Source organism: Paenibacillus plantarum (assembly GCF_013141695.1).
Classification (GTDB): domain Bacteria; phylum Bacillota; class Bacilli; order Paenibacillales; family NBRC-103111; genus Paenibacillus_E; species Paenibacillus_E plantarum.
In genome coordinates this window covers 880,022-893,004 of the sequence record NZ_WHNY01000075.1, presented here as the reverse complement: position 1 = coordinate 893,004, position 12,983 = coordinate 880,022, and the positions used below count along the sequence as shown (strand labels likewise).

The following is a 12,983-nucleotide window of genomic DNA, read 5'->3' as shown; positions in this document are numbered from 1 at the left end:
ACTGAATACGGTGAGAATGTTCGCGCAGAAGCGAACTGACGAACTTCCGAATGTACAGGTCTACAGTTAGAGCATGCGGAAACGTATGTACCATCAAACGATGGGGTGAGTTGCGTAAAGTAAACTTTTCCCTATGAAATACGCTATGCCGAACAATGGTGGCATCAATCTCACAGGCTTAGAGGAAGCACCTAAGTTCAGAAAAGATAGCTAGGCTGTAAGGGACTTGGAAAACAAGGGACGTTGCTACAAGGGCTGTTACCCGAAACGGTTGCAATAAGGCGTATGCCGAAATGAATTTATCCTTGTGAGGGCAGGGGCACGACTGATGAAACCTCTGTAATGGAGGCGGAGGAACAGCCCCAAGTCTAATTGAAAAGAACGATCATTTTCCATGCGTGAATTGCACCGATCTGGTAGGAATGTGGGGACATCACTTCGTCAGGAGGGATGCCACAGTGCAAGCTTTACGAAATTGGGAGTATTACGGCATGACGGAATCTTTTACGGATCTGCACGAAAGATCAGCAAACAAAGAAACCTTCTCACATCTCTATGAAATCGTCACATCCAGAGAAAACATCTTGTTGGCTTACCGTACGATGAAGTCCAATAAAGGATCAAAGACACCAGGAACAGATGGACTAACCATCAAAGACATCGAACAACGCCCCGAAAACGAATTAGTGAGTGAAATCCAAAACAGACTGCAAAACTATCGTCCCAAGAATGTCAGACGGAAACTCATCGAAAAAGATAACGGCAAAATGAGACCGCTTGGCATCCCATGCATCCTCGACCGAATCATTCAACAGTGCTTCAAGCAAGTCCTTGAGCCCATAGCTGAAGCCAAATTCTACAACCACAGCTACGGATTCAGACCCCTCCGATCGACACACGATGCCATGGCAAGAGTCCAATTTCTCATCAATCAGGCTTCGATGCATTATGTAGTAGACATCGACATTTTGGGTTTCTTCGACAACGTCAACCATACGCTACTTTTGAAGCAACTTTGGAACATGGGCATTCGAGATAGAAGGGTCCTAGCCTGCATCTCTAAAATGCTAAAAGCTGAAATCGAGGGGGAAGGAATACCTTTAAAAGGGGTACCTCAAGGGGGCTTGCTGTCAACACTGCTCTCGAATATTGTACTGAACGACCTCGATCACTGGGTGGCCGGTCAATGGGAACTCTTTCCGCTGACACAACCTTTCAAATCTAGGGACGGAGAAAGGCGCGCGAAAATACGCTCAAATCTGAAAGAAGGCTATCTGGTGCGTTACGCCGATGACTTCAAAATCATTTGTCGCGATTGGAAGTCCGCCCAGAGATGGTATCATGCGGTAACTCTGTATCTCAAAGACCGCCTGAAACTCGACATCTCACCAGAGAAATCGCAAATTATCAATCTGCGAAAACGAGAGTCGGAGTTCCTTGGTTTTACAATCCGGGCGAACAAAAAGGATCAAAAACGAGTAGCGCTTACGGGCATCAAAGCGAGTAAAAAGCAGAAAATCAAAAGCGAAGCCAGGAAGTACATTCTCAAAATGAGGTATTCGCCAACGGCTCTAAACGCCGCACGGTTTAACAGCTTTGTTTTAGAAGAATTCACAATTATTTTAATCGGGCAACACATGTAAGTGTTGCGTTCTCACGTCTTGCCTACGATCTGCGAGCTTTCATGTACAATCGTCTCAAACAAATCGGGAAATACGAGCATCCTGCAAACCCACCGCCAACGTACAGTAAATTTTACAGCTTTGGGTTACAGGACTTTCAAAATTGCGGATGTTTATTTATATCCTCTTGCCAACGTGAAAACAAAGAATACGATGGGCTTTAGTACAGGGCTGTCACTCTTTACCACAGCAGGCAGAGAACTAATATACAAAAAACTTCGACCAGATTTACGTCGGGAAATTTACCTCCTATCGAAATCTAGTATCCTGAATCAAAGTGTTGAATACATGGATAATCGGATTAGTCGGTACAGCATGAAGTTGGGTAAATGCGAAATTACAGGCATGTATCTCTTCGCACCCGATGTTCATTGCCACCACTATATCCCGCCCCACGCAGGTGGAACCGACAAGTTTAACAACATGCGCATTCTCCACAAGGAGGTCGGGCAACTAATTCTTCAAACACAAAAAGAGACGATTGACGTACTCACGACTAAACTTGGTTTAACGGAATTGATGATAGTTCAGATCAACAAATACCGTGAAAAGTATGCATTAGGACCATTTTAACATATCCCAAATCAATGAGTAACGAGGAAATTATGATTTAGTAAATTCAGTTAGAGGGAACGCGGAGTACTGGGAAACTCGTACGCTCCGTGTGGAGCAGGGGAAAAGTTGGAGATCACATCAAATGCTTACCTATTGTTACCATTACTTCAATAAACTACAAAATGAGGCTCCCACCGCAAAACGAGTGGCAGCCTCATAAGCTATAAGGAGATTAGTTTTCAAGAATGAGTTTGAAAAGCGTATTGTATAGATTAGATTACCCTGCAGGTGGGGATTATGATTTAGAAAATCAAGGCGAAGATCTCCCAAGATGGGTTCTGTTAGAACAAGTAATTTCAAAAGAAGAAAATAAAATTGATGCGAAGCTAGCCGGCAGGATGTTAGCAGAGATGTTTCAGATTTTTCCATTTAAAAACCCTAACGAATAGAACTTCACCTAGAAATGTATATTTTCGTTTCCCTTCACGGGAAACGATAGCATCAATACAAGAAGGCTACCGAATAATTAGTAAGCTGATGAATACGAACGGGCAGCATTCCTATTATGAGGAAATATGAGGTTTGAGAAATAAAAAGACTCCTTGGTATGATGTTTATGGATCCCAGATGCTGGCCAGCGATAGATCCAATAACAATATCAAGGAGACTACAACATGCATTCTACTCAAAATGAAAGAATTAATCAAATCACTTATTCTACTTAATTATCGGAGTCGACATCGCAAAATTCAAACATGTGGCTCGTGCACAAGACTTCCGCGGAGTCGAGTTCGGGAAGCCAATAAAGTTTGAAAACAATAGAGAAGGCTTTGAGATGTTCATGAGTTGGTTCCAGGAGATTTCAATGGAACAAGGGCTCCAAGACGTTATCGTTGGCATGGAACCAACGGGCCACTACTGGCTGAACCTTGCTCATTTTCTAAAAGAAAAGCAAGTGAAATATGGTGTGGTGAATCCACTGCACGTGAAAAAAAGTAAAGAACTAGATGACAATTCTCCAGCAAAGAATGACATTAAAGATGCGAAAGTGATCGCACAGCTGGTCAAGAACGGTAGATACGCTGTAGCGAGTCTTCCTAAGGGGATTTATGCCGAACTGCGGGAAGTGATGAAAATTCGCGAACACCTAACAACTGACTTTTGTGTTGTGCAAGCACGTGCCCATAACTGGTTAGATCGGTATTTCCCAGAGTTTCTAAAGATTGGGAATTCAAATCTGCCATTCAAATGCTAAACCTTCATCTACTGCCGCATGAACTTGTTCACGTGTCGGATACAACCAGTTTGAGAAAAGCTGCAAAGCGCGGGCTTGGTCTAGGTTGAATCAAGAGTTTGAAGGCTGCTGCGAGCCGTTCTGTCTGCATACGAGAAGGTTCGGAGTTAGCTGAAATAGAGTTAATGTTACTGCTGACTCAGTACGAATGGTTTCAAAATAAGCTTGAAGAACTGGGGGCAAAGTTAGATGAACTGCTCATGCAGATCCTATATGTACAACTATTGTTGGCCATAATAGGGATCGGTAGGGACACCATTGCAGGTTTTCTAGCTGAGGTAGGCGACGTTGGTCAGTACCGTCATCCCAAGCAGATCACAAAGCTCGCTGGGTTGAACTTAAAAACAAACTCATCAGGTACACACACCGGACAGACGAAGATAACCAAGCGAGGTCATAAACACCTTTGTGCTTTGCTCTTTCGAGTGATGATGCCGTTAGTCGCCAAAAACGCAGCCTTCAAGGCCTTGCATGAGTATTACACGAGACGAAAAGTGAATCCTCTTAAGAAGATGCAATCGCTTATTGCGCTATGTAATAAACTAATTCGAATCCTGTTTGGGATATTGAAAAAGGGACATGAGTTTAGTGAAGAAAAGATGATACAAGATATTCTCGTTTTGAAGAGTTGCCACAAGCTATTTAACTAATGATATTCAGAAATAACGACTTAAGTAAGTATAACCAGAAGCACGGATGAGTCGGAACGACGTTAACATACGGACGAAGAGATCCTGTCGGGCAGCATATCTGACCTTCACCTCATGGACAGGTTGAATGAAGGAATGTGGGAGCGTAGACTGCGAGATGTGGGAGGGTTGACCGCCATGAGCTCATGTGGAGATCCATAGGTGCAACCATACATTACCTCAGTATCCACTTTTTACAGCGGGTGGTTTGGGTGAACAGTTTTTTGCCCCTCAGCATATCTATAAAATTCTTCCTCTACAACTTCATACCATTTAAATCTGCTAAAAAGTATTGATAGTCAAAAACTGAGAAAACGAGAGTATTTAAGAGCAAAGCGTTTCTCCATAGAGGGAGATTAGTTTATTAGTTCCTTCCTGTCACTTAGTGAAATTTGAGGAGGTCTAAAATGAAAAATACTTCCTATAATCCATTTAATGACGAGACGCTTCATCTTACTGAGAATAAAACCGAAACGAGTTCCCTTGAAGATAGGGCTCACTTTAACGATGTAATCAAACATGTCGATATTGTTTCGGGTTTCCAAGTACCCAAAAGGATCGACCATTTTCCAAAGTGGTATAAAAATCCTCAGAGAATATTTGCTACTATTTCTGTCCTTGTATTCGCCTCATTTATGATATACCAAGTTATTCGAATTATTACTGCTATTGCTTCGGGGAAGTAGCACCTCCCCCGTGTTAAGCTAAGAGTGAACGATTGCACAATAAACAGGGAGCAGACTGCCGTGGCAGCTGCTCCCTGTTTTCAATTAAGTAACGTGAAAGACAACCCATTTTATTACGATTTCGGGATAGAAAATTAGTTCATTAGTTATGATGGAACATAAGTAAATAATTAGGCCATACGAGAAATCGTAAGGTTTATTATTATTTCTTTAAGTAGGCGTTACGGTACTTGCACACGACCGATTATATAAGATAAATTCTGAGCGTGGATAGGTACACTTCTGCCTTAAAATGTACAATTGTGATTTAGTGCTGAATATTACGGATACGAGAGAAGTCATAGCGACCCCGTGCGGAACAGAGGGCGGAGGCATCACTTATTTTGACGCAGGTGCTGAAGGTCCAGGTGTGTATGAGGCCATGCATATGATAAGTAAAGGACAGACGAAAAATAACTCGTCTGTCCTACCCAACTTTTTAGGGAGAATGAACCAATCTTGAGAAATAATCTATCGTGAACTGTTGAAATGCTTGGGCTGCAATGGAAAGATAGCTATCCTTCATCCAGTGCAACTCGATAATACGCGTGCATACAGGGTGTTTAACATGAAGCAAAACAACGGAGGAGTCAGTAGCGCCTTTCCAAGTGATAGCAGGAACGAACGCTATTCCTTGACCTGCCCGAATCAATCCGCGCACCGTTGCAGGATCGTCACTTTCAAATATAATGCGTGGCTTGAATCCGGCGAGTGCGCACAAGGCATCGGTTGTCTCACGCAAACTGCTTCCTTGTTTCAGAGCGATAAATCCCTCTTCTGCAAAATTAGAGAGGTGGACACTATTTTTGGAAACAAGAGGATGTGTCTCAGGTACAGCGAGAAAAATTTCTTCCTTGAGCAGCGCTTTTTTTTCAGTTCCACTTGGTCCAACTAGAGATGAAGTGATACAAAAATCGAATTTTGTTTGAGTAGGATTTCTGGCATGCTGCAAGAGATGAAAAATAACCTCTGGATAGCAGTCACGAAACTCTTTCAACAAATCAGGCATCAATTGAGAGGCTACGTCAAAGCTTATGTTGAGTGTCCCAACCGTTCGCCCGATGGCATCTTCGAGTTCTTTCCGTCCATCCTCTAAAGCACCTAGAGCTATTTCCACGTATTTCAAAAAAACAGCCCCATGGTGGTTTAACTTGATGTGTTTTCCTTCCCGGTTAAACAGCTTTACACCTAAGTCTTTTTCCAAGGTAACGATCATTTTACTTAGAGCCGGTTGTGAAATATGCAGTTCAGCCGCTGATCTGGTGATATTCTCTGTTCGGGCTGTGTGTCTAAAATATTTTAACTGAGATAACTCCATAGTCCTCCTGTATATATACATATGGTTATATAAGATATATAAATATATATATTTTACACTATATATGATTTGGTAATAAAATGAAACAGCAAGGAAGTGTATGTCTACGTTGAAGAAGGGACGTGTCCAATTGGTAGTTTCAATTAGTGATGGACAACTTGAAGGTATTCAAGAGAATGGATTACATATATTCAAAGGCATTCCATATGCTTGCCCGCCTGTCAAGGAACTAAGATTTAAGGCTCCTGAACCGGTACAACCATGGGAAGGTATTTTGAATGCGTCGAAGTTTGGCAAAATAGCTCCACAAGTTAGACAGCTTGTATTCCCAATCATGGAAGAGCAGTCAGAAGATTGCTTGTATTTGAATATATGGACGCCTGCCTGTGATGATCGAAAGCGTCCTGTTGTCGTTTGGATCCATGGCGGAGCCTTTGTTATGGGAGCAGGGTCACTACATGACAGCTCGGTATTTGCTGAGAATGGAATCGTTAGTGTAACGATCAATTATAGAATGGGTGCGTTAGGTTTTTTGGAATTAGGTGATGTATTGGGTGAAGCATACAGAGGTTCTGGTAATTGCGGATTGTTGGACATCGTCGCAGCCTTACGCTGGGTTCAACAACATATTTCGAGATTTGGGGGAGATCCTACTCGAGTTACTGTTATGGGGCATTCGGCTGGAGCGAAATTGGTTTCCTCACTTCTCTGCGTTCCAGATGCAAAGGGATTATTCCAAAGGGCTATTATTCAGAGCGGAGGCGTCCAATCAATACGAGATTTTAATACGGCATCTGAAATTACTAATCAATTTCTTGATGCTCTAAATATCTCCAAAGATCAAGGGGATATTCTCTTGGAGCTGCCGGTTTCCGAGCTGTTAGAGGCGCAATCGATTTTCACTGGAGGAATAACTGGACTTCATAAGTTTGGACCTGTGATTGACGGCAAAACGATTGTAAGACCTCCACTAGAATCTTTTCAAATGGGTGAAGCGAATTCAGTACCTATTTTAATCGGTTCCAATAGGGAAGAGGCTCTAGTTCAGGTTCAATTAGAAGGTTTAAGCATTTTTGAGAAACCTAAAATTCAAGCTTTATTTGGGAGAAATAGTGGGGAGGTTCTACAAGCATATGAAGATTCCAGCACTCAAGCGACGAGGGAACAAGCTGCAATTGAAACATTGACTAACTATCTATATGGATACGCAGTTGTTCAACTTGCAGAGGCTCTTGCAGTGAACGATGTTCCTGTTTGGCTGTACCGATTTGATTGCAGCAAGGGACCGATGGGTGCTGCCCATGGGGCAGAAATGTCATTGATCTGGAAACTCCCGACGAGACCGCAAGAGATCGAGAGGTTAGTTGATCGCATGCACCAAGCATGGGTTTCATTCATGAACTTCGCTAATCCGGAAGTAGACGATGTGCATTGGCCTAAGTTTGATCTTATGGAGCGTAAAACCATGATTTTTGATGATGAGTGCCAGATTATTTCTAGTCAGCCTATAAAAGACGTTCCTTCGCAGGTTTTCGTCCTGTAATACGCTATGGAGGTTATGAATGTGGTGGAACAATTACAAGAAGTGCGCATATGGACGAAGAGGCGAGATGAAAAAAATCGCCGAATGAGCTTGGTGAAATCGTGGTTACGAGGTTCCATCCTTCCGGCGGATCATATCGTGGATGCCATGGAAGCATTGATTTCTCCTGGTGATAAGGTAGCCTTAGAAGGTAACAATCAAAAGCAAGCCACCTTCCTTTCTGGAGCACTCTCTAAACTGGATACCCATAAAGTCAACAACCTGCATATGCTTATCAGCAGTATCTCTCGCCCTGAACACCTTGACATTTTCGAAAAAGGGATTGCTCGTAGGCTGGATTTTGCCTATGCAGGACCTCAAAGCTTACGTATTGCACAAATGATCGAAGACGGCTTAATTGAAGTGGGTGCCATACATACCTATCTCGAATTGTACGGGCGAATGTTTATTGATTTAATTCCTAATATCGCCTTGGTTGCTGCAGATAAAGCGGATCTTGCCGGTAATCTATATACCGGACCGAATACGGAGGAGACACCGACACTTGTTGAGGCGACAGCTTTTTCCAATGGGATCGTCATCGTACAGGTGAATGAAATCGTAGATGAGTTACCCCGAGTGGACATTCCAGCGTCTTGGGTAGATGTCATCGTTGTAGCGGATAAGCCTTATCAGCTTGAAGCTTTGTTTACGCGAGATCCGCGACAAATTACGGAAATGCAGATCCTTATGGCTATGATGGCCATACGAGGCGTTTATGAGCGGCATCAAGTGATGTCGTTAAATCATGGGATCGGATTTAATACCGCAGCTATCGAGTTATTGCTGCCTACTTATGGTGCAAGCCTTGGCCTCCGCGGAAAAATTTGCAAGCATTGGGCGCTGAATCCGCATCCAACACTAATCCCAGCTATTGAGAGTGGATGGGTGGAAAGTATTCACTGTTTTGGTGGAGAGGTAGGAATGGAGGCGTACATTGCAGCAAGACCGGATATCTTCTTCACAGGAAAAGATGGAAGCCTTCGGTCGAATCGTGCTTATTGTCAAATGGCTGGGATGTACGGTGTCGATCTGTTTATCGGGTCAACGCTCCAGATGGATGAAGAAGGCAACTCGTCGGCAGTTACATCGGGTAGACTAGCGGGATTCGGCGGAGCACCGAATATGGGCAGCGATCCTCATGGGCGCAGGCATTCGTCCCCAGCTTGGCTGGATATGATTTCTAATGAGGGGCCGATCGTCCGCGGGAAAAAACTGGTTGTCCAAATGGTTGAAACATTTCAAAAAGGAGACCAGCCGACTTTTGTCGAGTACTTGGATGCGATCGCTGTAGGGCAGGATGCCAATTTACCGATAGCTCCGGTTATGATTTATGGCGATGACGTGACTCACGTGATTACAGAGGAAGGGATCGCCTATTTATACAAGGCTCAAAATCTGGAAGAACGCAAGCTAGCTTTGGCTGCTATCGCTGGGGTTACACCTCTAGGCCGTAATCATAACCTTTCCCTTAACGAACAATTAAGGAAAGATGGTTTGATCGCTTTTCCGGAAGATTTGGGAATTCGCCGGATAGACGCCAAGCGCTCCTTGCTTGCGGCCAAAAGTGTTGAAGAACTTGTGGAATGGTCAGATGGACTTTATAAACCTCCCGGTAAATTTTGTAGTTGGTAGGTGAATCCCATGATATGGAAGAGTTCCGAACAATGCGGGCAATGCTTGGGAGACCTGGCAGTTGCGGCATTAATTGACGAAGTGGAGTTGACTCCTAAGCCCGGATTGGTGGATTTACAGTCCTCCGGCAGCCATAAGGATATGAAAGTTGTACTTATGATTGCTTCGGCTAGGTCCTTGTACGATAGTTTTGAGGCAATGGGTTATGCAGCTTATGGCGGAGAGCCGAATCAAGAGCTGCGGGAGACCCTTGCATGCATTGGACGTGACGGGGAACAGAACATGCTGCATACTACTGGAGGCATTAATACGCACCGCGGCGCCATTTGGGCATTAGGTTTACTTATCGCGGGGGCTGCCATTTGCGGAAATGGAGATGCTCCGGAGCAAATCGCAGAAGCTGCGGGGACGTTAGCTCGATTTACTGATCGCCACGCATTAGTACCAACTTCCAACGGCACCAAGGCTATGCAAACCTATGGAGTTAAAGGTGCCCGTGGAGAAGCAATGAATGGCTTTCCACACGTAGTGAAGGTCGGACTCCCCGTGCTGCAAGACTCTCGCAGGAGCAAAATATCTGAAAAACATGCACGGTTAAACGCATTGCTTGCCATCATGGCCAACCTAGATGATACTTGTTTGATTCATCGCGGCGGTATGGAAACGTTATTAGTTGTACAGCAGGACGCTCAAAAAGTTCTTGATCTCGGTGGGGCATCTTCCGTCGCAGGTTGGGAGGCGTTGCAGCGATTGGACCAAGACCTCGTAATGAGACATGTATCACCTGGGGGAAGTGCGGATTTACTGGCAGCAACGCTGTTTGTGGATCGTCTGTCGAACATATCGTTACATCACATGGGAACGGAGGGAGGAGTTTACAATGGAAAAGCTTACACTTCACTATGATGCAAATAAGTCTATTTCCCGACGTGCCCATGTAGGTGTTGCCGGCTCGGGTGATTTGGAAATATTAATTGAACCTCTAACAGAACGGACCGCTCAGGTTCATATTCGCACGCAGTCTGATGGATTCGAGGATACTTGGAAAGCCATTATGGACCGATTCTTTCTGATAAATCATCTGGCTGCTCGTATTGAAATTAACGATTTTGGAGCCACTCCCGGAGTTGTTTCCTTGCGATTAGCCCAAGCCATTGAGGTGTTGGAGTTATGACGATTCCGATTAGGGAAAGAAACAGTTTTATTGAGTTGAGTGCAAGAGAACGTGCCCAATCCGTTATCGATCAAGGAACATTCAGGGAGCTTCTAGGTCCATTCGAAAAGATGGAATCCCCCCATTTGGCGGCTCAAGGCATCGTTCCGCAGAGCGATGATGGCGTTATCATAGGAAGAGGGACGATAGAGGGGCATTCCGCCGTTGTTGTCTCCATCGAGGGTGCTTTTCTGGGTGGAGGCATCGGCGAAGTATCGGGTGCCAAAATCGCAGGAGCTTTGGAACTGGCTATTCAAGATAATCGGAATGGAATACCCACTCGTGCCGTATTACTGCTCGAAACAGGAGGAGTTAGGCTGCAAGAAGGGAACTACGGTCTCCTTGCAATCGCGGAAATGCACGCGGCAATCGTAGCTTTGCGTCGTTACCAGCCAGTTGTCTGTGTGATCGCTGGAATGATCGGTTGCTTCGGCGGTATGTCCATTACGGCAGGTCTCTGCAGTACGATTATAATGACTCGGCAAGGTCGACTTCAATTAAATGGCCCAGAAGTGATCGAACAAGAAGCCGGGATCTTAGAGTGGGATTCGAGAGACAGACCTTTGATTTGGCAAACCGTCGGCGGTGAGCAGCGCTATGAAACAGGATTGGCGGATTTCCTAATTGAGGATGATGTTGAGGACATCTGTCTGTCGATACGCAGCGTCTATCGGAGAGGTCTCCATGACAATCTCCGAAGTGCACAAGTAGAATCATTTCTTGCGCGAATTGCTTTGATCGATACCGAGCAAACCATTCAACCAGAATCGCTTCGGATGTTGTGGGATAGATCCTTTCTCCATACCGACGATAGTGACATTCAAACATTAAAGGCGCTTTGGCAGCAAACGAATCCAGAACCATCAGTTAGCAGGGGAAGAACTTGGTTTCAAGCTTTGACGGATTATCAGGAACCGCTGCAAAACGGAGTTCCAACTGTGCTATGTGCAGACGTGATCATTGGGGAAGAGCCGGTGCGATACATCGCGGTTGTTCCGAATAGGAACAACCGTTTCCATCGTGCCCGGATCGGAGAAGTCGGTCTGGATGAAGGATGGACGATTGCACACTATGTTCGTCAGGCAATGGAAGAAGATAAGGATGGGCAGCGCAGGACGATTGTGGCGATCGTCGACGTTCCGAGTCAAGCATACGGGTATCGCGAGGAAATGCTTGGGATTTATTTAGCTTGTGCAGCAGCGGCGGATGCTTATGCCAGTGCACGACTCGCAGGGCACCCAGTGATTGCTTTTATGGTTGGGAATGCGATATCCGGTGCATTTCTGGCACATGGACTGCAAGCCAACCGATTAGTTGCGCTGAATGATCAGAGAGTCTCGGTACAGGTCATGTCCAAGAAGTCGGCTGCAAGAGTGACTCGACGGAGCATAGAAGAGCTAGAGGCAACGGCGCAAAAGATCCCAGCTACAGCATACGACATCGAATCTTTTGCGACTTTGGGGGCATTGCATAGTTTGACAAGCGGCATAAACGCCGATCAGCCAACGACATCAGATATCGAGAAAGTCAAACAGCATCTTCTGATGGATGCCATCTCGGCTTCGCGTAAATCTTCACCGGACCTGAGCAGCCGCCTTTTTTCCGGAGAAGCGATAATCAATCGAGCCGCTTCTATCGCAGTTCGTCTCAAGCTGGCGGAACAATGGATATAAGGGTACATGATTTGCTGAGGATCCCATCGGTAGGCTCCCTAATCGTTGATACCCCGATTCCGGATTGGGTTGGTGGTTCCATAGATCATGCGAACTGGGTTGTAGTTCGCCGCGATACTGCCAAATATGGCAGAGTACCTGTTGGTATTCGCGGGAATTCACGCAGTCAGCGGTTTCCCGCTTTTTTGCCGATGGATGCCATCATAGAGAAGGTAGAGCCAGAGGACTTGATTGAGCAGCGGTTATGGAAAAGAAGTCCGCGGCGCTCACAGATTGAAGCCTTTAATTTCCTTGATAAATTGATTGAGATTTATTCAGCTTATAGCTTATCGTGGGGACCAACTGGCAGTGTTGGATTTGAACTGGCCAGCGGGGTACCTACAGCACACGCAGGAAGTGATCTGGATGTGGTTATTCGTACTCCGCAACGTTTGGTGCAAAGTGTTGCCCAGGAATTAATCAAATTTCATAAGTCATTTCCTGTCCGAATCGATGTTCAGCTTGAAACGCCATTAGGAGCTGTTTCATTAGTGGAATATGCGAGAGGAAGTGGTTCCATGCTTTTGAGAGCGCACTTAGGACCTCGTTTGGTCAAGGATCCTTGGGTCAACGTATAG

General features: G+C 45.0%; 9 protein-coding genes and 2 pseudogenes. 10 read left to right on the top strand and 1 reads right to left on the bottom strand.

Annotated elements, in window-relative coordinates; translation table 11 throughout:
• Positions 1-422 precede the first annotated feature (422 nt).
• The 4 genes and pseudogenes from ltrA (at position 423) to GC096_RS32295 (ending at position 4,906) form a co-directional block, all read left to right on the top strand.
• Positions 423-2,255 (top strand): annotated as a pseudogene (ltrA, locus tag GC096_RS32310) (group II intron reverse transcriptase/maturase).
• A 227-nt stretch (positions 2,256-2,482) separates the two neighbouring features.
• The gene (locus GC096_RS32305; protein WP_171636133.1) at positions 2,483-2,686 is read left to right on the top strand and encodes a hypothetical protein; all 204 of its coding nucleotides are present in this window, start codon (positions 2,483-2,485) and stop codon (positions 2,684-2,686) included.
• A gap of 225 nt (positions 2,687-2,911) precedes the next feature.
• A pseudogene (locus GC096_RS39595) lies at positions 2,912-4,181 on the top strand (IS110 family RNA-guided transposase).
• 446 nt (positions 4,182-4,627) lie between these two features.
• Positions 4,628-4,906 carry a hypothetical protein gene (locus tag GC096_RS32295; protein WP_171636131.1) on the top strand — a complete coding sequence of 93 codons (279 nt, stop codon included), beginning with the start codon at positions 4,628-4,630 and terminating at the stop codon, positions 4,904-4,906.
• 478 nt (positions 4,907-5,384) lie between these two features.
• On the opposite strand, the gene GC096_RS32290 is transcribed toward GC096_RS32295, so the two are convergent.
• Positions 5,385-6,263: a LysR family transcriptional regulator gene (locus tag GC096_RS32290; RefSeq protein WP_171636129.1), complete on the bottom strand. Its 879-nt coding sequence runs from the start codon at positions 6,261-6,263 to the stop codon at positions 5,385-5,387.
• 100 nt (positions 6,264-6,363) lie between these two features.
• Between GC096_RS32290 and GC096_RS32285 the strand changes: the two genes are divergently transcribed.
• From GC096_RS32285 to GC096_RS32260, 6 genes are read left to right on the top strand one after another with little or no spacing between them, the layout of a single operon-like run.
• Positions 6,364-7,806, top strand: a complete 1,443-nt coding sequence (locus GC096_RS32285; protein WP_171636127.1) for a carboxylesterase/lipase family protein — start codon at positions 6,364-6,366, stop codon at positions 7,804-7,806.
• A 21-nt stretch (positions 7,807-7,827) separates the two neighbouring features.
• The gene (mdcA, locus tag GC096_RS32280) at positions 7,828-9,480 is read left to right on the top strand and encodes a malonate decarboxylase subunit alpha (protein WP_376769539.1); all 1,653 of its coding nucleotides are present in this window, start codon (positions 7,828-7,830) and stop codon (positions 9,478-9,480) included.
• A 9-nt stretch (positions 9,481-9,489) separates the two neighbouring features.
• Positions 9,490-10,386, top strand: coding sequence for a triphosphoribosyl-dephospho-CoA synthase (locus tag GC096_RS32275; RefSeq protein ID WP_171636123.1), 897 nt, complete (start codon positions 9,490-9,492; stop codon positions 10,384-10,386).
• Positions 10,361-10,654 (top strand): malonate decarboxylase subunit delta, encoded by a 294-nt coding sequence (locus tag GC096_RS32270; protein WP_171636121.1) that lies wholly within the window; start codon positions 10,361-10,363, stop codon positions 10,652-10,654. Before GC096_RS32275 ends, GC096_RS32270 begins: the two co-directional genes overlap by 26 nt.
• Positions 10,651-12,366, top strand: a complete 1,716-nt coding sequence (locus tag GC096_RS32265) for a biotin-independent malonate decarboxylase subunit beta (protein WP_171636119.1) — start codon at positions 10,651-10,653, stop codon at positions 12,364-12,366. Before GC096_RS32270 ends, GC096_RS32265 begins: the two co-directional genes overlap by 4 nt.
• Positions 12,357-12,983, top strand: a complete 627-nt coding sequence (locus GC096_RS32260; protein ID WP_171636117.1) for a malonate decarboxylase holo-ACP synthase — start codon at positions 12,357-12,359, stop codon at positions 12,981-12,983. Before GC096_RS32265 ends, GC096_RS32260 begins: the two co-directional genes overlap by 10 nt.